Below are 21,951 nucleotides of genomic sequence, written 5' to 3'. Positions count from 1 at the left end.
CGTTAGGTGTTGGGCGGGGGTCACCCCGCCGCCGCGACTAGATATCGAGTGTGTTTTCTTTCTCCCAACGGGAGAAATGCGACACGAACGAGTTCCATTCTTCGTGTTTCATCTTCAGGTAAGCGTTGGAAAATTCCTCGCCCATCGACGCCTTCAGTTCCTTGTCTTTGTCATAGTCACGCAAGGCGTCGAGCATATTCAAAGGCAGCTTTGGTGCACCGCGAACCTTGTGGCCGTCAGCATACATATCGATGTCATGGCGCTTGCCCGGGTCAGCTTTGGTACGCACCCCCGATAGCCCCGCCGCAATGATGACGGCCTGAAGTAAGTATGGGTTCACCGCGCCGTCGGGCAAGCGCAGCTCGAAACGGCCGGGGCCGGGAACGCGGACCATGTGGGTGCGGTTGTTGCCGGTCCATGTGACCGTGTTCGGAGCCCAGGTGGCCCCCGATATCGTGCGCGGCGCGTTGATGCGCTTGTAGCTGTTCACCGTGGGGTTGGTGATCGCGGCCAACGCTGACGCGTGTTTCATGATACCACCCAGAAAGAAGCGGCCTTCCTCGGACAGGCCAAGCTCGGCAGTTTGGCTGCTATCGTTCGCTTCCATGGCGAAAACGTTGGTCTTGGATGCTGCGCCCGGCGCGTCCCAGACCGAGATGTGGGCGTGGCAGCCATTGCCGGTCAGCCCCTCTATCGGCTTGGGCATGAAGGTAACGCGGTAGCCGTGCTTTTCGGCCACGCATTTGGCCATGAACTTGAAGAAGGAATGCTTGTCGGCGGTCGCCAGCGCATCGTCGAAATCCCAGTTCATTTCCCACTGACCGTTGGCGTCCTCGTGGTCGTTTTGGTACGCCCCCCAGCCAAGTTCCAGCATGTAGTCAGAGATTTCGCGGATCACGTCCAAGCGGCGCATGAAAGCTTGCTGGTCGTAGCATGGCTTGGCGGCGGTATCGAATTCGTCTGATATCTGGTCGCCAGCAGGGGTCAGCAGGAAGAACTCGGCCTCGATGCCGGTTTTGACGTGCATGCCTTCTTCGGCGGCTTGTGCGACCAGCTTTCGCAGCACGTTACGTGGGGCTTGGGCAACGGGTTCGCCTTCCATCACGCAGTTGGCGGGCACCCAAGCGATTTCTTTGTTCCACGGCAGGATGATCACCGCTTCGGGGTCTGGCACGGCCAGCATATCAGGGTGAGCAGGCGTCAGGTCCAGCCATGTGGCGAAGCCTGCAAAGCCCGCGCCATCTTCTTGCATGTCCGCAATAGCGCGGGCAGGGACCAGCTTGGCGCGTTGGCCTCCGAACAGATCCGTGAATGAAATCATGAAATATTTTACGCCGTTATCCTTGGCGAATTTAGCAAGGTCAGTTCCCATTTGTTTTCGTCCCTATTGGTCGCAACAGTGAGGGCGCGTACATAACTGTCGCGCCCTTCGTTTGTTAGAATTAAGTATTAGGTTTGCCGGGGTACCAGTCGGTGCCGGCCAATGGAACCTGGGCCATGGCGGCGGCCTCCATTGTCAGGGCCACAAGGTCTTCTGGCTCCAGATTATGCATGTGATTTTTGCCACAAGCCCGCGCGATGGTTTGCGCCTCGAGCGTCAGCACCTTGAGATAGTTTTTCAACCGGCGACCACCTTCAATGGGGTCAAAGCGTTTCATCAGTTCCGGGTCCTGCGTGGTGATGCCTGCAGGGTCCAGACCTTCATGCCAGTCATCATAGGCACCAGCAGTTGTGCCCAACTCGTTATACTCGGCCTCCCATTTCGGGTCGTTGTCACCCAGTGCGATCAGGGCGGCCGTGCCGATTGCAACAGCATCAGCCCCCAACGCCATGGCTTTCGCCACATCTGCACCAGACCGAATGCCGCCAGAGACGATCAACTGCACTTCGCGGTGCATGCCGAGGTCTTGCAGCGCCCTTACGGCGGGGCGAATACACGCCAAAGTGGGTTGCCCGACATGCTCGATAAAGACGTCTTGCGTTGCCGCCGTGCCGCCTTGCATGCCGTCCAGAACCACAACATCTGCACCGGCTTTGACAGCGAGTGTCGTGTCAAAGTAGGGGCGCGCGCCAGCAATCTTGACGTAGATTGGAACCTTCCAGCCGGTGATTTCGCGCAACTCAAGGATCTTGATTTCAAGATCGTCGGGGCCGGTCCAATCCGGATGGCGGCAGGACGAGCGTTGATCGATGCCTTTCGGCAGGTTGCGCATCTCGGCCACGCGGTCAGAGATTTTCTGCCCCAACAACATGCCGCCGCCACCGGGCTTGGCACCTTGGCCAACCACAATCTCGATCGCATCGGCTTTGCGCAGATCATCGGGATTCATGCCGTATCGCGAAGGCAGGTACTGATAGACCAGCTTTGAAGAATGGCCGCGTTCTTCTGGTGTCATGCCGCCGTCACCGGTGGTGGTCGATGTGCCTGCCGCATTTGCACCGCGGCCCAAAGCCTCTTTCGCGGGGCCGGACAAAGCGCCGAAACTCATGCCCGCAATGGTGATCGGGATATCAAGCTCTATCGGGTTCTTTGCAAAGCGGGTGCCGAGTGTGACTTTGGTTTCGCATTTCTCACGATAGCCTTCGAGCGGGTAGCGAGAGATCGACGCGCCCATGAACAGCAGGTCATCGAAATGTGGCACCTTGCGTTTAGCGCCGCCGCCTCTGATGTCGTAAATGCCCGTGGCTGCCGCGCGACGGATGTCGCTGTTGACGTCTTGGCTGAAGGTCGCGGACTGGCGCGGTGTCGTGTGCGGGATGCCCCGGGCGTCGTGATCTTTCATCGGGATATCCTTAATAAGCCGCAGCGTTGTCGACATCGAAGTTATACAGTTGGCGGGCCGAGCCATAGCGCCTGAACTCGGACGCTTTGGCGTCGCAGCCGCCACGTTCAAGCAGGTCTTCAAGAATGGCAATATGCTCGGGACGCATCTCTTTTTCGATGCAATCGGCACCAAGCGATTTGACCGAACCGCGCACGAAAAAACGAGCCTCGTAGCAGCTGTCACCAAGTGCGTCGCCCGCATCGCCGCAGACCACGATATTGCCGGACTGCGCCATGAAAGCGGACATGTGACCAACATCGCCGTGCACGATGATGTCGATGCCTTTCATCGCAATTCCACAGCGCGACGATGCGTTGCCCTTGATGATCAGCGTGCCACCGTGGCCGGTCGCCCCCGCGTATTGTGATGCGTCGCCTTCGACGATCACCGTACCTGACATCATGTTTTCGGCCGTGCCCGGACCGGCAGAGCCATGGACATGCACAGTCGCCTGCTTGTTCATTCCAGCGCAGTAGTAGCCGGTTGAGCCTTTGACACTCACCTCGATCGGTGCGTCCAGACCCACCGCGATCGCGTGGCTGCCTTTTGGATTGATGATTTCCCAATGGGTTTGGTTCGTATTCTCAGCCTGCGCGTGGAGAGTTGCGTTCAGGTCGCGCAACCCACGCGCTTCAAGATCGAATGTTTGCATTTATGCCGCTTTCTCTTGTGCGGTGGGTGCCGCGTTGTGCGACCAGAAATAAACCGTTGCGGGTTCCGGCTCCCAGACGCGGGCGGTGTCGATGCCTGGCAGGTTCACCAAAGCACGATACTCGGACCCGAAGGCCACGTATTGGTCCGTCTCGGCCATAACTGCAGGTTTGCACGCGATCGGGTCGCGCACCACGCCGAAGCCGTCCTTGGTGCCAACGACAAAGGTGAAGAAACCGTCCAGATCGTCGAGGCTTGATTGCAGGGCTTCGCCCAACGTCGAGCCGGTCTGCATTTTCCACGTCAGGTAGGCCGCGCCCACTTCTGTGTCGTTCTCGGTCTCGATGTGAACGCCAAGGCGGCGCAGCTTGCGACGTAGGGAGTTGTGGTTGGACAACGAGCCGTTATGGACCAAGCACTGGTCCGTGCCAGTGTTGAACGGGTGCGCCCCCATGGTTGTCACCGCCGACTCGGTGGCCATTCGTGTGTGGCCGATGCCATGCGTCCCACTCATCTGTCGCAGGTTAAAGCGTGCTGCCACATCTTTGGGCAAGCCAACTTCCTTGTAGATTTCCAGCGTATCGCCCTGAGACATGACCCGAACCGACGGCCGGATTTCGGCCAACGCGGCGCGGGCTATTGCGATCTGGTCGGCTTGCATCGTTAGCACTGCGTGAGTGTCGATCACATCCATTGAGACCTTGCCTTTGACCATCTTGCGCAACTCATTGTCGAGCTTGGAAAAATCCTGATCAGGCGTGTCCGATTGTACGGTCAGTTTGGAGTTGCCTTCTGACTCCGCCCCATAAATTGCGATACCCGCACTGTCCGGCCCGCGATCCGTCATCGTGATCAGCATGTCAGTCAGCATGTCGCCGAGCTTTGGCTCAAGCAAAGGGTCTTTCAGGAAAAGTCCAACAATTCCGCACATATGCGTGATCCTTTCGGGAGTGGGTTTGCAGCTGAATCAAAGGCTAGCATCAAAAAAAACAACTCTCAACCCTGAGGAAATAAATATTCCTATGAGGATAGGTCGAGGAGGCGATTGTTAAGCCGCCCCCTCGCGAAACTCTAGTATCGCTCGAGCGCTTTTTTGACTTTGTCCTGATCTCCCATCTTCTTGGCTTTCTCCAGATGTTCGCCTTCGCGAACAAACTGGATGCGGTGCCACACCAGCCAGAAAATTACGCCTACGATGGTCATCGCGACCTCCCAGCCTTGGAGCGGATAGACGGCTCCTACTTCGGCAAGATCAACGGCCCAGTCTTTGTATCCAATAGTTGACATACTCGTCTCCTTACTCTGCTGGAGTTGTTGTGGCTGCAAGATGCGCTTTGTCGGCTTCGATTATGTCAGCCTTTGCGTCCTCGTAGGCGTGGTGTTCTGCATAGTCGAGCCCTTGCAATTCCACCTCTTCTGGAATGCGCAGTACACCAGCGGCGGCCTGCATTTTGGACACAAGGAACCCCGGCAAGAAACCCAGCACGAAGAACATGATCACGGCACCGGTGGCTTGGCCCCACGGTGTGATCGTCGCATAGCCTTCGAATGGTGAGGTAGGCGCGCCCCAAAGTAGGAAGCCTGCAATGATCAGACCGACAACACCGGAATAGCCGTGCACCGCGACCGCACCCACAGCATCGTCAAGTTTGAACCGCTTCTCTACCCAGTAGTGCAGCTTGTAGACGATCACGACGCCAACAGCGCCAACCAACATGGCTTGGATCGGGTGGTAAAGGTCATTGCCCGCCGACGCAGTGATGATCCCGGCAAGACCGCCTGAGAATGTCCAGAACGCATCGCCTTTTGAGACCACGTAAGCCGCCATCAGACCGCCCGACAAAGACATCAGGAAGTTGAAGGTAATCGCCGATAAGGTCGTCGGTGCCAGATAGATATTCGTGGCTGTCCAAGTGGTGCCAACGATTTGACCATCAATCACTTCAGGAGCGATGATCGGCACGTTACAGGCGGCGTAGAAGCCCCAGAAACCGGTATAGATCAGGAAAATCCCGACGGTTAGCAGCCACGGGTTATGCGGTGGAATATCGCGTGGGGTGCCGTCGGCTGCAAACTTACCGATGCGGGGGCCCAGCACCATGATCACACCAAGCGCATAACCGCCCGCAATCGCATGGATCACACCAGACGCATAGGCGTCGTGGTAGCCAAGGTATTTGACCATCCAGCCCGCATAGTGCCACCCCCAAGCCGCGTCGATGATCCAGAATACTGACCCAATAAGGACGGCGTGGACCCACAAGGCGGACGATCGGATACGTTCGATCACAGAGCCGGACACGATAGAAGCCGCTGTCCATGAGAACAGCAAGAACGCGGCCCAAAAAACGCCAGTGATTCGATCTTCGAGGTTGGTCGCCATGGTTGGGGACCAAGGCGTGTTGGCTGCGCCGGCGTCAAAATCAATTGAGCCACCAAAGATGTAGAAGTTGGGAAATGCCCAATATATCCACCATCCAAAGAAGAAAAACGTAACAGTGACCAAGGGAATGATCATGATGTTTTTCATCAGCGTGTGCATATGGTTGCGCCGTCGGCTTGCGCCAACCTCATACATACAAAACCCGACGTGAATGAGGAACATGAAGACCACGGTGACCCAGTAATAAAACTCGGTGAACACCGTGGTCAGTGCGTTTAGATTACCGTCCACTGTTCAACTCCCTGTTGAATTTTCAGGCTTTTTGCCTGTTAGTGATATTTTATTCCTGTATATAAACTCACAGACTTAGATTCTGTCAACGATGCTGTCTTTAGCGTAAGATTGTTTCGGAAGATGGAGGGGGCGGAAAAAGGCTGCCTCTTCAATATTGCCTGTCAGGAAAAAAATTTGCCTGCAATGTTGCTTTTTGAGCTGCTCTGAGGCTCAATGCGTCCCAACAAAGATTCACAAAAACACGACAGGGAGACCAACATGGCCATAATCTGGAGACACTCCGTCCTCGCCCCCCGCCACGCGGAAATCGGTGGAGAGCTTGAGGATTGGAACGGTATGGGCACCGCTTGGTTCTATGATCATACACCCGAGCGGGCGAAAGCAGACTACGAAGCTATCCGCACCAAAGCCGGGCTGATGGACGTGTCTGGTCTGAAGAAACTGCATATCGTCGGCGCCGATGCGGCCTATGTGATTGATCGGGTAACCACCCGCAACGTCGAAAAGATAGCTCCGGGCCGCTCAACATACGCCTCTATCCTGAACGCTGATGGCAAGTTCATCGACGATTGCATCATCTATCATCTTGCGGTGAACACATGGATGGTCGTCCACGGCACAGGCGCGGGGATGGAGCAGTTCACGTCCGTTGCAGCCGCCAAAAACGTCTCTGTATTGTTCGACGACGACCTGCACGACATGTCATTGCAAGGCCCTGTCGCAGTCGATTTCCTTGCCAAGCACATCAAGGGCATCCGTGATCTTGCCTATTTCGGCATCATGAACACGCGGCTGTTTGGACGTGATGTGATGATCTCTCGTACGGGTTACACCGGCGAGCGGGGCTATGAGATTTTCGTAGGCGCCAAGGATGCCACGCATTTGTGGGACAACATCCTGTCCGAAGGCGCAAGCATGGGGATCCGTCCGGTGCAGTTTTCGACCCTCGATTTGTTGCGCACCGAAAGCTACCTGCTGTTCTACCCGGGCGACAACTCCGAGACCTATCCGTTTGATGACGCCCCGCATGTGGGCGACACGATATGGGAACTGGGTCTGGAATTCACGGTCTCGCCGGAAAAGACTGGCTTCATCGGTGCGGAAAACCACTATGCGTTAGAGGGCAAGGAGCGCTTCAAGATCTACGGCGTCCGTCTGGACGGCACCACACCGGCCGACGAAGGTGCGGATTTGTTGCAGGATGGCAAGAAAGTTGGCGTCGTGACCTTCGGGATGTATTCCGAGCTGAACAAGCACAATGTCGGCATCGCCCGTATGCCCAAGGATTGCGCTACACCAGGCGTGAAATTGACGGTAAGAAACGAGGACGGCACCGAAATCGGCTGTGTTACCGAAGAGATGCCATTCTACGACAAAGAAAAGACAATTCGTATCGCCAAAGGCTAATCGGATAGGGTGCGGGTTAAGGCTCGCGCCCTTCTTGCTTTACTAGAGGACGACAATGCCTAAGTTTGAATTCCCGCCGTCAATAAGAAGCCGCCCCGTCTATGGTACGTTGGAAGCGCGCCCCGGAAAACATCACCTGATGGTCGCGGATGCTGACGGGGCCGAGGCGATTCTCGACGTGGCCACACCTGAACTAATGGCCAAAACCCACATCATCTATATCCCAAAAGGTGCCGTCTTCACGGATAAACTTCGCGCACTCAAGCCTGCCCAGTTTTATGAGGGACCTAGCTACGCGGCCTCGCTTCAGCGCATCCGTCATGTTCTGCAAAACGCCCATATGGGTCTGCAAATCTACCTTGCCGGTACCGAAGGTTTGATGGGCCAAGCCCAGAACGAGGCGATGCAGGCCGGATATCCACACACCGCCATTCAGACGGAGCATCGCGGCTCCATCGCGCGGCGAATGCAATGTGTGCATTGCAAAGGCATCACCGAAGACGTGGAAACCGATCCTTTTGTCTGTGCGCATTGTGGCCTGAACCTGTTTGTGCGCGACCACTACTCGCGCCGTTTAGCCGCCTATCAGGGTGTATGTATCGACGCAGAAGACCCGGGCAATGTGCCCGAAGCGAAGGGGATTTACGAATGAGCGCCGCACCCCAGAAAGTGAAGGCCGGAGCCGAGAAGATCGACATTGCCGTCTCTGCTGTCGTACCGCTGAATGACCTCGTCACGCGATTTGAATTCCAACGCCGCGATGGTGCGCTTTTCCCACCATTCTCTGGTGGGGCGCACACGGTGGTCGAGATGAACGATAATGGCCGCACGCGTCTAAACCCCTATTCACTGATGTCGGATCCGGGCGATTTGTCGACCTACGCTATATCCGTGCGTCGCGACGATGAAGGGCGCGGTGGTTCGCTGTTCATGCACCGCAATGTTAAGGTCGGCGACGAGATGACGATCACCTATCCGGTCAACCTGTTCTCGCTGGATTTACGCGCGCGCAAGCATTTGTTCTTTGCAGGTGGCATCGGTATCACCCCGTTCATGGCAATGATTGCCCAGCTGGAACGTTCAAACGGGAATTGGGAGCTGCATTACGCCTGCCGCTCGGAAAGCCTTGGCAGCTATGTGGACGTTCTGAGCTATAAGTACCCGGGCAAGGTGCACATCTATTTTGATGAGCAATCTCAAGCGATTGACCTTGAACATCTGCTCGACGGCCAACCCTTAGGCACCCATGCTTATGTTTGTGGTCCAAAAGGTATGATCAATTGGGTTCACGCCACGGCCACCGCCGCAGGCTGGCCCGATGAACATGTCCATTCGGAAGAATTCCTCGCTCCTGAACCGGGCGAACCCTTTGAAGTGCGCCTGTGCAGATCGGACAAGACCATCACCGTACGCGAAGATGAAAGCCTGTTGGAAGCAATCGAGCGGGCAGGGGTCGAGGCCCCGTTCCTGTGTCGCGGCGGTTCATGCGGGCAATGTGAAACCGAAGTGATCGCTGCGGATGGCGAATTCGTCCACCGCGACCATTGGCTGGATGACGAAGAACACGCATCAGGCAAGAAAATCATGCCCTGCGTCAGTCGCTTTGTTGGCAAATCTCTGGAACTGGACCGCTAATATGACCCTGCAATTCAATGACGAAACCTTCCGTGACGACTACTCTTTCCACAATTCGCAAAGGGCCATCGACCGCTTCCCGTTCCCGTTCCACGAAGACAGCTACATGTATTCGGTTAACATGGAACAACACCGAGGAGGGCCAGCGGACTCGGTTTATGAGAAGCGCTTCGATGTGGACGAGCATTACGTGGCCGAGATGCGTGACCGCGCCATGGTGTTGGCGGATGACCCACTGCGGTGCCAATGCTTACCGCATATGACGCTGGCAGGTTGGGACTTGCTGGAACTGATCATGGTTTCCAAATCAGAGGATTATCCCGACCTGTTCGAGCTGCACCGTGACGGGGACACATGGCGGTGGGTCAACAAACCCATGGGGATCGACGACACGTTCACATTCATGGACGAAACCACGCTGCCTTACGGACCAATGGAATACATCACGCGTCAAGCGCAGGGTGATTTCTGCGTGTTGGACCAGCGTGACGAAAACCTGTGGATGGATGCGGGTATGATCACGACGCAGGCTGACTGGTCGCTTGATTTCGATATCGGCATGAACTTTTTTGAATGGCACGCACCTGTGCCGCTGGCCCATGAGAAGGGCATCTTTGTGCGTGCGCTGAAGTTCTTGCTCAACATCCAGCAAGGTGCACCTGCGCGGCGATTGAACTGGACGATGACGGTGAACCCTCTGCTGGATACCAGCCCAGAGAACTATCACAAATGGGGCATCCAGAAGACGTCGCTGACGCCGGAAAATATTGGGTCAAAGCAACATCTGAGAGTGGAGCTGCAGACATTCTTCCGCCTGCCGCGCTCGAATGCGCTGGTGTTCCCGATCCGCTGTTATTTGTGCAGCTTCCAAGATCTGATGACGAAGCCCAAATGGGGCCGCCGCTTGCATCGCGTGATCCGCGATTTGCCCGATGAATTGGCAACCTACAAAGGTTTCATCGACAACCGCCCGATGATGCTGGACTACTTGTCACAATTCGACGACGGGCTGCCCACGTCACTGGGCGTGTTCGCTGACACTGATACCGAGCCGCCTTTGCAGAAGTAACTGCGCGGGCACGGGGATTGGTCTGTCAGGCGTTTTGCGGGTAGCTGATGATCGACAGATAGCGGGCGGGCAATTTCACCAACTGCTCTGGCCCATGCGGGGCATCTGCGTCGAAGAACAATGTGTCACCAGGCTGCAAGGAATGCACGACGTCACCATGGCGATAGTCGACCTCTCCCTCCAGCATATAGATCGTCTCGATCCCGCCATGCTGAAAGGCTGGAAACACGTCTGACTTGTCGCTGAGCGTAATCAGATACGGCTCCACGATGACGCCAGAGGCGTTCGCACCAATATGTCCCAACAGGTTGTATTGGTGGTTCGCACGCGTGCCTTCGCGGTCAATTTCAACCCCCTCACCTGCTTTTGTATGGACGGCTTGGCGACTTTCCTCAAAGCGGCGGAAGAAGCCGGTCAGCGGCACGCTCAGCGCGTTGGCGAGCGTTTGCAAGGTCGTCAGCGATGGGGATGTGTTGCCGTTTTCGATCTTTGACAACATACCGATCGAAAGTCCGGTGATCGCGGCCAGCTCGGCCACGGTAAGCTCTTTCTGGCGGCGAAAAGCACGCACCTCACGGCCGATGGCGACCTCAAGTACTTTCTCTCGTTCACCATCCCGCGTTTTGTGCGGATTTTGGGTGAGTTTCGACGCCATATTCGGGCTGATTTTCTCGATGTCCATAGCGCAATCGCTTTAGGGGGTCATAGAAGAACGATCAATCGCCTTTCCATGAAAACTGATTATATTATAGTCAGATTATTCCTGATAGAAATATAAAGATGAACGACAGTGAAATATTGCGGATTGGGTTTCTAATTTTTCCCGGATTCCCGATGGCTTGCCTGACCTCCTTTATCGAGCCACTCAGAGCCGCAGGCGAGATTGCAGGACGGCAATCTTTTGCCTGGAAACTCGTGTCTGAGCATGGCGAAAAGGTCGCCTCAAGTGCCGCTGTTAGCTTCGAGCCGGATTGCGCTTTGACGGATTTGCGTGACGTTGACATGTTGTTTCTTCTGTCCAGCCCCACCAGCACCTTCACGGACCCCAAAGCCTCTAACGGTATTTTGCGGGCCATGGATCGACGTGGCGTTATATTGGGAGGCATCAGTGGCGGGGTGTTTCCACTCACGCGTGCTGGTGTGATGGCTGGCCATCGCTGCTCGGTGCATTGGTGCTACGAGGCGGCATACCGCGCCGAATTCCCAGACATGCAAGCCGAAGGGGACGTCATCGTGACCGACCGCCGCCGCTATACCGTCTCGGGCGCGGCGTCTGCGTTTGATTTGGCGCTAAGACTGGTCGAGGACCGCTTGGGGGCAGATATCGCCCACGAGGTCGCATGTTGGTTCCAGCATCCAACGATGCGCGGCGAGGGGGTTCGGCAGCGGGTGCCAATGCAAGCCAGCGCCGACCCTTCACTGCCAGACCTCGTGGGCCGCGCCGTTGCATTGTTCGCAGGACGCATCGAGGATCCAATTTCCATTGGCGAGGTGGCGGACAGCTTGAACGTAACACCGCGTCAGGTGGAACGCGCCTTTAAGAAGGCAACAGGCCAGAACCCTACACATTACTATCGCAAGCTGCGGATGAAGGCCGCGCGGCAGCTCGTGCTTTATTCCAAAGACAGTATGGCGCAGATCGCTTGCGCGGTGGGCTACGCCTCGCCGACGCCATTAATTGCACATTACCGCACCGCGTTTGGTCTAAGCCCGCAAGAAGACCGCGCGCGGATCAATGCCTTTCGCGTCGTGGGCGACATGCCGGTGCCATCGACCTAAAGTGCAGATTTCATCGCGGTCAGGATCGCATGATGTAGCGAGCCTGCCGAAGCACGCGGCCCAAGGATGCGCACCCAATCGGATGGGTCGCGGCGCAGCACAAAGCAGCCCAGATGGTGAATAGATGTACGCTGCGCGTCACCGGTTTGCATGGCGCGGATGTTGACGTTGCACAGCAGCTCCATCACCGCCTCCATTCCGTCGCCTCGCAGATCGAAACAGACCCAAGCGTCGGTTTGCTCGGTCACCGATGCCGACTCGCCAAACCGCGCCTTTAGTTGCGCGGCCAAGTCTTCATGTGTGTCGAACGGTGCGCCGACCATCCACTGATCGGGACCCATCCAAAATCCTGCTTCAGGGTCGTGCAGCTGTACCTTGCCGGGCCCGGGAACCGCGCCGATGACGGCTTTCAAATGTTTGCGGCACGTAGTCTCTTGGTCCATACGCGCGGCGACTGACGCCAGCGCGATCCCGGGGTTTTCGGTCAGCGTCGTATCCGCCACGCGGTCAACGCGCGGGGCGCTGCCGCCAAGCGCAGTTATGGCTATCAGATCATGCACGAACACGCTCCCCTTCGGGATCGACAAAATGGGCCGAGACGATCTCGACCTCCACCGTTAGATCGGTCACGGGTGACACCAGCCGCATCGTTTCACCCAGCCGACTGCCGCCGTCTTTCAGGAACCCAAGCCCAATCATGTGATCCAAGCTTGGAGAGAAGGCGGCGGAGGTAACGTAGCCTTGATCGTGCTTCGCATCGACCGGGCCTGTGGCCGCCATCAAATGCCCGCCGGCGGTGATCTTATCGGCTGCGTTCACCGGCTTTATGCCCACTTGCGCCAGTGCGCCGTCTTCGTTTAGCCCCGCGCGCTCTGACAGTTTGGAGCCGATGCTGTCCTTCGCCTTGGACACCATCCGCCCCATTCCAAGGTTCAGCGCCGTGGTGGTGCCGTTCAACTCGTTGCCAGCCGCGTGGCCTTTCTCTATCCGCATAACGCCAAGTGCTTCGGTGCCATATGGCGTGACATCGAATTCTTCGCCTTGGGCCATCAACTTGCGTATCAAAGCGTCACCATACCGCGACGGCACGGCAATCTCGAATGCCAACTCGCCCGAGAATGAGATACGGAACAGGCGCGCACGCAGCCCGCCGCAAACGGTGATGTTGCCGCAGGCCATGAAGGGAAAGCCGTCGTTAGAGATGTCGAACGCGGGGTCCACGATCTTTTGCAACAGCTTTCGTGAATTTGGCCCCGCAACGGCATATTGCGCCCACGCCTCGGTGGTGGAAATCAGCTGCACGTCGGCGTCCGGCATCAGACATTGGCGCACGAATTCCATGTGCTGATAGACCTTGCCTGCATTGGCGGTGGTCGTGGTGACCACGAAATGATCCTCCGCCAGTCGCCCCGCGGTGCCGTCATCCATGGCAATCCCGTCTTCGCGCAGCATCAAACCGTACCGGGTTTTGCCCACGGCGAGTTTGGCAAACCCGTTGCAATATACTTTATTCAGGAACAATGCCGCGTCGGTGCCTTGCACGTCGATTTTGCCCAGCGTTGTGCAGTCGCACACGCCGACCGAATTGCGAGTGGCGCGAACTTCACGGTCAACACTTGCGCGCCAATTGGTTTCGCCCGCAATGGGGAACCACTGCGCGCGCAACCAGTTGCCGACCTCGACAAAGACCGCGCCGCGCTCTTTTGCCCAAAAGTGAGAAGGCGTCAGGCGGGTCGGGTGAAAATCCATCCCGCGCATCCGGCCACCCAGCACGCCGATGGCTGTGGGCGTGTACGGTGGGCGAAAAATTGTGGTGCCAACTTCGGGGATGGATTTACCCACAAGCTCTGCCATGATGGCTAGCCCGCCCATGTTGGACGTCTTTCCCTGATCGGTGGCCATGCCGAGTGTGGTGTAACGTTTCAGGTGTTCGACCGAGCGGAAGCCCTCTTGATGAGACAGCTTCACATCTTTCACGGTCACGTCGTTTTGTTGATCAAGCCACGCACGAGAGCAGCCTTCGACAAACCAGAACGGTGTTTGCCTGACGGCGGCATCCTCGGTGGTTGGGGCGTCGGAGGGCTTGATGTCCAGTATCCGCGCAGCGGCATTCGCACCGGAGGTCAGCGCGCCATGGGTGGAAAACGTGCCGTCTGCCGCGCCTGCGACGGTCATCCCGGGGGGCAGGTCGGCGCCCGGCACGAAAGCCGCCAAGTCCTCGTTCCAAGTTGGCCGTCCGCGTTGGTGGCAGGTCAAATGCACATTCGGGTTCCAACCTCCCGAGACGCCCAACGCACCGCACTCGACGGTTCGACTTTCGCCATTCGCCAACCGCAACTCAGCGAATGTCAGCCCAAGGCGACCTTTTGTGTCGACCACTTGTGCGCCTTTGATAACCTCATAGTCGCTGCTGAACGGGGCATCTGCACGCGTGTCCACAACGGCGGCAATATTCACATGCTTGGCGTGCAGATCGGCGGCTGTGCGGTGGCCGTCGTCATTGTTGGTAAAGATCGTAACACGCTGTGCCGGTGTGGCCGCCCAACGGTTCGCATATGTCCGGATAGCCGAGGCAAGCATAATGCCCGGTCGGTCGTTGTTTTCAAAGGCAATCGAGCGCTCGGTGGCGCCTGCGCAAAGGAGAGTTTTTTGGGTGTAGATACGCCACAGAATTTGGCGCGGCTTGCCCTCTGGCGGGGTTTCCAAGTGGTCCGATATCCGCTCAACAGCGCCATAGATGCCGTGATCGAACGCGCCAATAACCGTCGTGCGGGGCATCAGGCGGACGTTGGGCAGCGACGACAGCTCGGCCACGGTGGCGGTGGTCCAATCAAGGGCAGGGGCGTCATTCAATGCAAAGGTTTCGGAATTTAGTTGCCCGCCCATGGCGAAATCTTCGTCTGCCAAGATAACATCACGCCCGGCACGCCCAGCCGTCAAAGCGGCCATCAGGCCTGCGGGCCCCGCGCCGACAATCAACAATTCGCAATGGCGGAAGCCCTTGTCATACGCGTCGGGGTCCGCCTGCATGGACAGCGATCCAAGCCCTGCGGCTTTGCGAATAATCGGCTCGTATACCTTTTCCCAGAACGCGGCGGGCCACATGAAGGTCTTGTAGTAGAAGCCTGCCGTCAAAAAATTCGAGAAGCGGTCATTAATCGCCATGGCATCGAAGGCAAGCGAGGGCCAGCGGTTTTGCGATTTGGCGACGAGGCCGTCATATAGCTCGGCCGTTGTCGCGCGGGTGTTGGGTTCTTGGCGGTCGCCACTGCGCAACTCAACAATGGCGTTCGGTTCTTCCGAGCCCGCAGTCAAAGGCCCGCGCGGGCGGTGGTATTTGAACGATCGGCCCATCAGACGCACGTTGTTCGCCAGCAGTGCAGAGGCCAGTGTATCACCGGGGTGGCCATCGTAGGTCTTGCCGTCGAACGTAAATTTCAGCGTGGTGTTGCGGTCGATCTGGCCGCCGCTCAGGCGATTGGACTGGGTCATTTTGAGCGTCCTTGCGCGCGGGCCACATCACGTGCGATTTCGACCTTGGATATTTCGTGCGTTACCGTGTTGCGCGTCACCACCAGCCAAGAGCGGTCGCCGCCCTCATGCCACCACAATTCCCGATGCTCGCCCGCCGGGTTGTCGCGTAGATAGGCATATGCATACCATTCTTCTCCGCTGGCGGTTTCAGGGTCAGGGCGATTGATGAGCCCTGCGTCGCCCATATAGATGAATTCGGCGCTGTCGCGCGGGCCGAGTAGGGGGTGGTTGATAATCATCAGTGCAAGTTGGGCTGATTGCCCATTCCCTTTTCGTCGATCATGTGACCGGTACGGAAGCGGTCGATCCGGTATGCAGTCGCAGTCTCGTGCGGCTCATCTTTCGCCAACAGATGGGCGAAGGCATAGCCCGATGCAGGCGTCGCTTTGAAGCCGCCGTAGCACCAGCCGCCATTGAAATAGAGCCCATCGATATGGGTGCGGTCGATAATGGGGGAACCGTCCATGGACATATCCATGATCCCGCCCCACATCCGCAACATCCGGGCGCGGCCAATCATCGGCATGATCGCCATGCCACCCTCGCAGACGTCTTCGACCACAGGCAGGTTGCCGCGTTGGGCATAGGAGTTATAGCCATCAAGATCGCCGCCGAAGACCAGCCCGCCCTTGTCGGATTGCGACACATAGAAGTGGCCTGCGCCGAAGGTAATGACACCGGGTAGGACGGGTTTCAGACCCTCAGAGACGAAGGCCTGCAATACGTGGCTCTCAATCGGCAGCCGCATGCCCGCCATGGCCATCAGACGTCCTGAATTTCCCGCCACCGCGCACCCGACTTTGCCCGCCCCGACAAAGCCGCGCGAAGTTTCGACGCCTTTGCACACGCCGCCTTCGATGCGGAAGCCCTGCACCTCGCAGTTCTGGATGATGTCGACGCCGTGGCTGTCGGCGCTGCGCGCAAAGCCCCATGCGACTGCGTCATGGCGCACGGTGCCGCCACGTCGCTGCGCCAGCCCCCCTTTGATAGGAAAGCGAGCATCGTCGAAATTCAGAAACGGGTATTCCTTGCGGATTTGGTCTTCATTCAGGTATTCGGCGTCCGCGCCGTTCAACATCATCGCGTTGCCCCGCCGGACAAACGCATCGCGCTGTGCATCCGAATGGATCAGGTTCATGATGCCGCGTTGGCTGATCATAGCGTTGTAGTTCAGGTCTTGCTCCAACCCTTCCCACAGCTTCAACGACATCTCGTAGAATGGCTCGTTTCCGTCGAGCAGGTAGTTGGAGCGGATGATGGTCGTGTTGCGCCCGACATTGCCACCGCCAATCCAGCCCTTTTCCAGAACGGCAACCCGCTTCTCGTCATACACTTTGGACAGGTAATGCGCAGTCGCCAACCCATGACCGCCACCGCCAATGATGACGATGTCATAGTGGCTTTGGGGCTCGGGGTCGCGCCATGCGGGCGTCCAGCCTCGGTGGCCCGTCAGGGCTTCCTTGATGACCTTAAAGCCGGAGTAGCGCATGGAATCAGACCTCTTTTGCTACAGGCTTCCTATTTTTTGTCACAAAGTCACTTCCAAACCCGACTTCGAGCCGTCCAAATCGGACCAAAACACCAGATTTTGGCCTTTCTCCGCAAAAAGTTGAACACGCACCATGAAGAAAAATTCTTGATCGAGAGGAAAATCGTGCGACAGTAGCGACGGAGAAATGCGGAAGTTCAACAAGATTCGACCTTCGCGAGACGCAGGACTGCCCTGCGATCCAATATGAAGCGGCGCAATAGACCGCGACACAACTGGGAGAATTAACATGACGAAGTTTACAACGGCGTTGACCGCTGCTGCGCTCGCGCTCAGCTCTGGCCTAGCCTTTGCGGAAGACAGCAGCGATCCAATCGTGATTCCGATCCACAACTGGTCGTCACAGATCGTGATGAGCCACGCGGTTGGACAGATTCTAGAATCCATGGGTAACAACGTGGAATTTGTCACGACAGATAGCCAAGCCGTCTATGAATCCATCCGTTTGGGCGATGTTACGATGGAGTTGGAGGTCTGGGAAGGCGCGTTTGGCGCGTCCTTCCGCGCGGCGCTGGAAAAAGGTGGACTGCACGACGCCGGTGACCACGACGCAGTGACGCGCGAGGACTGGTGGTATCCGATGTGGACCAAAGACGCCTGCCCGGGCCTGCCAAGCTGGGAAGCGCTTAATGACTGTGCCGCCGTGTTTGCGACCGCCGAGACTGGCGATAAAGGTCGTTATCTGGACGGCCCCGTTGACTGGCTGAAGCACGGTCAAGAACGTGTTGAAGCGCTCGACATGAACTTCGTCGTGGTGAATGCAGGCTCCGCCGCCGCCCTCTGGGCCGAAATCGGCGCGGCAGAGGCCGACAAACGTCCGGTCGTGGTGTTCAACTGGACGCCGAACTTTGCTGAAGCTGTGTGGCCCGGTGAATTTGTGGAATTCCCAGAATGGGTCGAAGGCTGTGACAAAGACCCAGCCGTCGGCGTGAACCCGAATGCGATGTATGACTGCGGCAACCCTGCCAAGGGTTACCTCAAGAAAGCCGCTTGGGATGGTATGAAGGACAAGTGGCCCGCAGCCTATGACACGCTGACCAAAGTCTCGTTCACCAACGCACAGATCGCCGAGATGGCCAAGCTGGTCGACATAGACGAGATGGAAGCCGAGGACGCCGCCGCCGCTTGGCTGGAAGCGAATCCCGACGTTTGGCAGGGTTGGACCGGCTCTTAAAGCCTATCTGACAAATCACTAAGAAAATGCGTCTGTCCGGAGTAACCTCCGGGCAGACGTTTTGAGCACCGGCGCTTGGATCGGTGAGGGGAGAGCCGCATCATGACCACCAAACCCGTGATTTCCTGCCGCAATGTTTGGAAAATCTTTGGGGCACATCCTGAACGCTACCTTGCCCAAATGGCGGAAGGTAAGAGCTTTGATCAGATCCGCGAAGATGGCTACATCGCAGGCGTGAAGGATGTCTCGCTCGATGTTAGCAAGGGTGAAATGTTGGTCATTATGGGGCTGTCGGGGTCGGGAAAGTCGACACTGGTGCGCTGCTTCTCACGCCTGCACGAAATCACCGGTGGCAGCATTGAGGTGGACGGGCAGGACATCATGTCGCTCACCGAAAAAGAGCTGATCGAGTTGCGTCGAAACAAGATGGGCATGGTTTTTCAAAGCTTCGGCCTGCTGCCGCACCGAACGGTGCTGGAGAATGTGGCCTTCCCACTTGAGATGCGTGGCCAAGACAAACACGAACGCCGCGCGCGCGCGCTGGAAGTTGTGAAACTGGTCGGCCTTGAGGGCCGCGAGGATTATTTCCCTCGCGAGTTGTCCGGCGGACAGCAACAGCGCGTTGGCATCGCACGCAGCCTCGCCATCGAGCCCGACATTTGGTTTCTGGACGAGCCGTTTTCCGCGCTCGACCCGCTGATCCGGCGCGAGATGCAAGACGAGTTCCTGCGCCTGCAAGCGCTGCTTGGCAAGACCATCGTGTTCATCACTCACGACTTTGACGAAGCCCTGCGCCTTGCCGACCGCATCGCCATCATGAAAGACGGCGCGGTGGAGCAGTGCGACACGCCCGATCAGATCGTTCTGCGCCCCGCGACCGAATATGTGCGTAAGTTCACCGAAGATATCGACAAGGCCCGCGTGGTCCATGCCCGCGTTCTTGCGACCGCTGAAACAATAGGCGAGGGCGATCCTGTGGACGCAAAGGCAACGGTGCAGGACCTTGCCCGCCTGCTTGTCCAAGACACCCGCGACGTTATTCCGGTTGCCAAAGACGGCACAGTCATCGGCGGCATGAACCGCACCGAAGCGTTGGAAATTCTGTTGGAGAATGGCTAATGGCAGAGACGACAGCCCAGCCTGAATTGCGCACAGGTCAGACGCTGACGCGCCCGCGTGGCGCACTTATCCTTGTGGGTGTCGCCATCGTGCTCATGCTGCTTCAATACGCGGGCCTGCTGCCCGCCGCCTTGTTTCGGGTGCCAGAGGCGGTGGTCCCGAATTTCGCAGGCTGGCTGGACGCGATTTTCAACTTCGTGAAAGATGATCTGGGGCTGTTGAAGCTCACGCGCTTTCTGACCGAAATTTTACAGGCTTTCCTTGATACGACCGCTAACTTGCTGTTCGGCAAGCGGCGTTGGCCGAGTATTGGCCCCATCCCATGGACCGCTATCGCGGCTGTCGCGGGGGTGATTGGTTATTACCTTGGCGGCTGGACCATGGCGCTTTTGGCTGCGGGCACATTCGTATGGACGGCGCTGATCGGGCAGTGGAAAATTGCCATGGAGACGATGTCAGTTCTTGTCGTCGCAGCCCCTTCGGCGTTCCTTATCGGCTTGGGTCTTGGCATCTTGGCGTGGCGCAAGCCATGGGTAGACGCGGCGCTGAAACCAATCCTGTCGGTTCTGCAAACTCTACCCTTCTTCACTTATTTGCTACCTGCGGTCATCTTCTTCAAGGTGGGTCCAACGGCTGGTGCGGTGGCTACCACCATCTATGCGATCCCGCCGATGATCCTGATGACAACGCTTGGCCTAAAGAAGGTTTCACCCGAAGTGGTGGAAGCCGGCAACATGAGCGGTTGCACCCGTCGTCAGCTGTTATTCCATGTCTATTTACCGTCGGCCCGAACGGAAATTCTGGTGGGTGTAAACCAAGTGATCATGCTTTGCCTTGCCATGGTGGTTCTGACGGCCTTCATCGGCATGCCCGGTCTTGGGGCAAAATTACTGGCGATGATGGGCAGCTTCAAGCTTGGTCGATCGTTTGAAATTGGCATTACCATCGTGCTTCTGGCTGTGATGCTGGACCGCATGTCTAAGGCCTGGGTGGTCAAACAGCCTGAACATTTCGAGAAAGGCACCCCATGGTGGAAGCGCCACCTGACACTGTGCCTTGCCGCAGGCGCGTTCGTATTTTTTGTTCTCGTCGCACAAATAATCCCTGAGGCGGGTCAGCTCGGTCGCACGCAGAACTTCTCCATGGGTAAAGAGCTGGACAATCTGATCAAAGGCTTCCTCGACATTGGCGCGGTGAAGGCCACCACTGGTTTTCTGCGCGCCTTTGTGAATGTGCAAATCCTGATCCCGTTCCGCAACTTCCTGCTATCAATCCCGACGCCCGCGCTCATCTTGCTCGTGGCAGCCTTCGCGCTGTGGCTGGGGGGCAGAAAGCAGGCGATCTATGCGACACTGTTCTTTTCGCTGGTGGCGCTGTCCGGGTGGTGGGACCGCTCAGTTATCACGCTTTATTCTGTTCTATCAGCGGTGGCTATTGCGATGCTTCTGGGCCTGCCCATCGGCATTGTGGCCGCACGGACGGAAAAGTGGTCCAAGCGCATTTTGCTGGTTTGCGATACGGCGCAAACCTTCCCGAGTTTTGTCTATCTAATTCCGGCGATCATGCTGTTTGGCATTACTGACATTGCGGTAATCTTTTCGATCCTGATCTTCGCTATGGTGCCGCTGATCCGCTATACGATCGAGGGGCTGCGCACCGTGCCGGAAGAGATGACCGAGGCCGCCGACATGGCGGGTGCCACACGGATGCAAAAGTTGTGGAAGGTGCAACTGCCGCTGGCGCTGCCTACGATGGCCGTTGGGTTCAATCAGGCGATTATGTTTGCCTTCTTCATGGTCATCATTGCGGCGTTCATCGGCACGCAAGACCTTGGCCAAGAGCTTCAACGCACCCTTGCAGGCACTGATCTGGGCAAGAATTTTGTGCTGGGCATTTGCGTGGCTCTGATGGCGCTGACCTTTGACCTGACCATCCTGAAATGGGCGAACGACCAGAAAAAGCTCCTGGGTCTCGATTGATGAAGACGGCCTTGTCAGGGAACGATCTGCTTGAGGCGGGCAGGGCGGTCAACCAGCATTTATGAAAACAAAACACAGCCCTCGTCGCTACTTCAGGCCGGGTCAAGAGATCTTCCGTCTCGCTATGATGATGCACGTCCGTTTCCCTTTTTTTGCTCCGAATGCCGAGGATCTACTGCATCACCCAATATCCTCTACTTCAAGAACATTCCTTAAAAGCAGCGCTATTTGAATTGATCAATACTGCTGTCGCTGTGATCGCTTGCGTCGGCTAAATCTACAGATTTCGCTGAAAAGCGCAAAAATCATGAATCCTTGAAACTGGACCGAGACGAATCTCATTCTCATTATCTACGTACTCTGACAAGCTTTGCGCCTGTGAGCGATAGTTGAACTGCGACTCCTATTGGCGCTGAGGGTAGGGGTGTTTGCCTGTTTCCTCCATCATCTTTTCACGGAACACCTCCGCTGGAGTTTTCCATCCCAAGCATTTGCGGGGCGTGTTGTTGAGCTGATCGCAGATCTGCTTGATGTCATGATCTGTCATGCCTCG

The 21,951-nt window shown here is 57.1% G+C and carries 20 protein-coding genes; 8 read left to right on the top strand and 12 right to left on the bottom strand.

Annotation, left to right across the window (positions count from 1 at the left end; genetic code table 11):
- Nucleotides 1–37 precede the first annotated feature (37 nt).
- The 6 genes from glnT to MUY35_RS00075 form a co-directional block, all read right to left on the bottom strand.
- A complete protein-coding gene (gene glnT, locus MUY35_RS00100; protein WP_248362912.1) occupies nucleotides 38–1,372 on the bottom strand; it encodes a type III glutamate--ammonia ligase in 1,335 nt (444 codons plus the stop codon).
- A gap of 70 nt (nucleotides 1,373–1,442) precedes the next feature.
- Nucleotides 1,443–2,783: an FMN-binding glutamate synthase family protein gene (locus tag MUY35_RS00095; RefSeq protein WP_248362911.1), complete on the bottom strand. Its 1,341-nt coding sequence runs from the start codon at nucleotides 2,781–2,783 to the stop codon at nucleotides 1,443–1,445.
- Between the two features lie 10 nt (nucleotides 2,784–2,793).
- Nucleotides 2,794–3,477, bottom strand: a complete 684-nt coding sequence (locus MUY35_RS00090; RefSeq protein WP_248362910.1) for a protein GlxC — start codon at nucleotides 3,475–3,477, stop codon at nucleotides 2,794–2,796.
- Nucleotides 3,478–4,407, bottom strand: a complete 930-nt coding sequence (locus tag MUY35_RS00085) for a glutamine amidotransferase family protein (protein ID WP_248362909.1) — start codon at nucleotides 4,405–4,407, stop codon at nucleotides 3,478–3,480.
- A gap of 140 nt (nucleotides 4,408–4,547) precedes the next feature.
- Complete coding sequence (locus MUY35_RS00080) at nucleotides 4,548–4,763, bottom strand: hypothetical protein (protein WP_248362908.1); 216 nt, start codon at nucleotides 4,761–4,763, stop codon at nucleotides 4,548–4,550.
- A gap of 10 nt (nucleotides 4,764–4,773) precedes the next feature.
- The gene (locus MUY35_RS00075) at nucleotides 4,774–6,150 is read right to left on the bottom strand and encodes an ammonium transporter (protein WP_248362907.1); all 1,377 of its coding nucleotides are present in this window, start codon (nucleotides 6,148–6,150) and stop codon (nucleotides 4,774–4,776) included.
- A gap of 261 nt (nucleotides 6,151–6,411) precedes the next feature.
- Between MUY35_RS00075 and MUY35_RS00070 the strand changes: the two genes are divergently transcribed.
- The 4 genes from MUY35_RS00070 to MUY35_RS00055 are packed head-to-tail and all read left to right on the top strand — an operon-like array spanning nucleotide 6,412 to nucleotide 10,264.
- The gene (locus MUY35_RS00070) at nucleotides 6,412–7,560 is read left to right on the top strand and encodes an aminomethyltransferase family protein (protein WP_248362906.1); all 1,149 of its coding nucleotides are present in this window, start codon (nucleotides 6,412–6,414) and stop codon (nucleotides 7,558–7,560) included.
- Nucleotides 7,561–7,615: 55 nt separating this feature from the next.
- Nucleotides 7,616–8,212 (top strand): dimethylamine monooxygenase subunit DmmA family protein, encoded by a 597-nt coding sequence (locus MUY35_RS00065; protein WP_248362905.1) that lies wholly within the window; start codon nucleotides 7,616–7,618, stop codon nucleotides 8,210–8,212.
- A complete protein-coding gene (locus MUY35_RS00060; RefSeq protein WP_248362904.1) occupies nucleotides 8,209–9,195 on the top strand; it encodes a PDR/VanB family oxidoreductase in 987 nt (328 codons plus the stop codon). The genes MUY35_RS00065 and MUY35_RS00060 overlap by 4 nt, the downstream gene beginning before the upstream one ends.
- Before the next feature lies 1 nt (nucleotide 9,196).
- The gene (locus MUY35_RS00055; RefSeq protein WP_248362903.1) at nucleotides 9,197–10,264 is read left to right on the top strand and encodes a DUF3445 domain-containing protein; all 1,068 of its coding nucleotides are present in this window, start codon (nucleotides 9,197–9,199) and stop codon (nucleotides 10,262–10,264) included.
- Between the two features lie 25 nt (nucleotides 10,265–10,289).
- On the opposite strand, the gene MUY35_RS00050 is transcribed toward MUY35_RS00055, so the two are convergent.
- On the bottom strand, nucleotides 10,290–10,946 hold the full coding sequence (locus MUY35_RS00050) for an XRE family transcriptional regulator (protein WP_248362902.1): 657 nt from the start codon (nucleotides 10,944–10,946) through the stop codon (nucleotides 10,290–10,292).
- A gap of 98 nt (nucleotides 10,947–11,044) precedes the next feature.
- Between MUY35_RS00050 and MUY35_RS00045 the strand changes: the two genes are divergently transcribed.
- Nucleotides 11,045–12,043 (top strand): GlxA family transcriptional regulator, encoded by a 999-nt coding sequence (locus MUY35_RS00045; protein ID WP_248362901.1) that lies wholly within the window; start codon nucleotides 11,045–11,047, stop codon nucleotides 12,041–12,043.
- On the opposite strand, the gene MUY35_RS00040 is transcribed toward MUY35_RS00045, so the two are convergent.
- From MUY35_RS00040 to MUY35_RS00025, 4 genes are read right to left on the bottom strand one after another with little or no spacing between them, the layout of a single operon-like run.
- Complete coding sequence (locus MUY35_RS00040) at nucleotides 12,040–12,603, bottom strand: sarcosine oxidase subunit gamma (protein WP_248362900.1); 564 nt, start codon at nucleotides 12,601–12,603, stop codon at nucleotides 12,040–12,042. The two genes, MUY35_RS00045 and MUY35_RS00040, sit on opposite strands and share 4 nt — an antisense overlap.
- Nucleotides 12,596–15,535 carry a sarcosine oxidase subunit alpha family protein gene (locus MUY35_RS00035; protein ID WP_248362899.1) on the bottom strand — a complete coding sequence of 980 codons (2,940 nt, stop codon included), beginning with the start codon at nucleotides 15,533–15,535 and terminating at the stop codon, nucleotides 12,596–12,598. The genes MUY35_RS00040 and MUY35_RS00035 overlap by 8 nt, the downstream gene beginning before the upstream one ends.
- Nucleotides 15,532–15,816, bottom strand: a complete 285-nt coding sequence (locus MUY35_RS00030) for a sarcosine oxidase subunit delta (RefSeq protein WP_248362898.1) — start codon at nucleotides 15,814–15,816, stop codon at nucleotides 15,532–15,534. The genes MUY35_RS00035 and MUY35_RS00030 overlap by 4 nt, the downstream gene beginning before the upstream one ends.
- Nucleotides 15,816–17,066 carry a sarcosine oxidase subunit beta family protein gene (locus MUY35_RS00025; RefSeq protein ID WP_248362897.1) on the bottom strand — a complete coding sequence of 417 codons (1,251 nt, stop codon included), beginning with the start codon at nucleotides 17,064–17,066 and terminating at the stop codon, nucleotides 15,816–15,818. Before MUY35_RS00025 ends, MUY35_RS00030 begins: the two co-directional genes overlap by 1 nt.
- Nucleotides 17,067–17,355: 289 nt before the next feature.
- Between MUY35_RS00025 and MUY35_RS00020 the strand changes: the two genes are divergently transcribed.
- The 3 genes from MUY35_RS00020 (at nucleotide 17,356) to MUY35_RS00010 (ending at nucleotide 21,398) form a co-directional block, all read left to right on the top strand.
- On the top strand, nucleotides 17,356–18,300 hold the full coding sequence (locus MUY35_RS00020) for an ABC transporter substrate-binding protein (protein WP_248362896.1): 945 nt from the start codon (nucleotides 17,356–17,358) through the stop codon (nucleotides 18,298–18,300).
- A gap of 102 nt (nucleotides 18,301–18,402) precedes the next feature.
- Nucleotides 18,403–19,419: a glycine betaine/L-proline ABC transporter ATP-binding protein gene (locus tag MUY35_RS00015; protein WP_248362895.1), complete on the top strand. Its 1,017-nt coding sequence runs from the start codon at nucleotides 18,403–18,405 to the stop codon at nucleotides 19,417–19,419.
- Nucleotides 19,419–21,398, top strand: coding sequence for an ABC transporter permease subunit (locus MUY35_RS00010; RefSeq protein WP_248362894.1), 1,980 nt, complete (start codon nucleotides 19,419–19,421; stop codon nucleotides 21,396–21,398). The genes MUY35_RS00015 and MUY35_RS00010 overlap by 1 nt, the downstream gene beginning before the upstream one ends.
- A 403-nt stretch (nucleotides 21,399–21,801) precedes the next feature.
- On the opposite strand, the gene MUY35_RS00005 is transcribed toward MUY35_RS00010, so the two are convergent.
- Nucleotides 21,802–21,951, bottom strand: a 150-nt coding sequence (locus MUY35_RS00005) for an integrase (RefSeq protein WP_248363815.1), incomplete at its 5' end; no start/stop codon positions are given.

Origin of the sequence: Aliiroseovarius sp. S1339, assembly GCF_023195695.1 — a bacterium.
In the GTDB taxonomy this organism is placed as follows: domain Bacteria; phylum Pseudomonadota; class Alphaproteobacteria; order Rhodobacterales; family Rhodobacteraceae; genus Aliiroseovarius.
The sequence above is the reverse complement of the archived record's forward strand: the minus strand, read 5'-3'. Positions and strand labels throughout refer to the sequence as shown.

Bases quoted from the DNA above. Each gene is read 5' to 3' on its own strand.
- glnT (WP_248362912.1), bottom strand. From the start codon at position 1,372: ATGGGAACTGACCTTGCTAAATTCGCCAAGGATAACGGCGTAAAATAT.
- MUY35_RS00095 (WP_248362911.1), bottom strand. From the start codon at position 2,783: ATGAAAGATCACGACGCCCGGGGCATCCCGCACACGACACCGCGCCAG.
- MUY35_RS00090 (WP_248362910.1), bottom strand. From the start codon at position 3,477: ATGCAAACATTCGATCTTGAAGCGCGTGGGTTGCGCGACCTGAACGCA.
- MUY35_RS00085 (WP_248362909.1), bottom strand. From the start codon at position 4,407: ATGTGCGGAATTGTTGGACTTTTCCTGAAAGACCCTTTGCTTGAGCCA.
- MUY35_RS00080 (WP_248362908.1), bottom strand. From the start codon at position 4,763: ATGTCAACTATTGGATACAAAGACTGGGCCGTTGATCTTGCCGAAGTA.
- MUY35_RS00070 (WP_248362906.1), top strand. From the start codon at position 6,412: ATGGCCATAATCTGGAGACACTCCGTCCTCGCCCCCCGCCACGCGGAA.
- MUY35_RS00065 (WP_248362905.1), top strand. From the start codon at position 7,616: ATGCCTAAGTTTGAATTCCCGCCGTCAATAAGAAGCCGCCCCGTCTAT.
- MUY35_RS00060 (WP_248362904.1), top strand. From the start codon at position 8,209: ATGAGCGCCGCACCCCAGAAAGTGAAGGCCGGAGCCGAGAAGATCGAC.
- MUY35_RS00055 (WP_248362903.1), top strand. From the start codon at position 9,197: ATGACCCTGCAATTCAATGACGAAACCTTCCGTGACGACTACTCTTTC.
- MUY35_RS00050 (WP_248362902.1), bottom strand. From the start codon at position 10,946: ATGGACATCGAGAAAATCAGCCCGAATATGGCGTCGAAACTCACCCAA.
- MUY35_RS00045 (WP_248362901.1), top strand. From the start codon at position 11,045: ATGAACGACAGTGAAATATTGCGGATTGGGTTTCTAATTTTTCCCGGA.
- MUY35_RS00035 (WP_248362899.1), bottom strand. From the start codon at position 15,535: ATGACCCAGTCCAATCGCCTGAGCGGCGGCCAGATCGACCGCAACACC.
- MUY35_RS00030 (WP_248362898.1), bottom strand. From the start codon at position 15,816: ATGATTATCAACCACCCCCTACTCGGCCCGCGCGACAGCGCCGAATTC.
- MUY35_RS00025 (WP_248362897.1), bottom strand. From the start codon at position 17,066: ATGCGCTACTCCGGCTTTAAGGTCATCAAGGAAGCCCTGACGGGCCAC.
- MUY35_RS00020 (WP_248362896.1), top strand. From the start codon at position 17,356: ATGACGAAGTTTACAACGGCGTTGACCGCTGCTGCGCTCGCGCTCAGC.
- MUY35_RS00015 (WP_248362895.1), top strand. From the start codon at position 18,403: ATGACCACCAAACCCGTGATTTCCTGCCGCAATGTTTGGAAAATCTTT.
- MUY35_RS00010 (WP_248362894.1), top strand. From the start codon at position 19,419: ATGGCAGAGACGACAGCCCAGCCTGAATTGCGCACAGGTCAGACGCTG.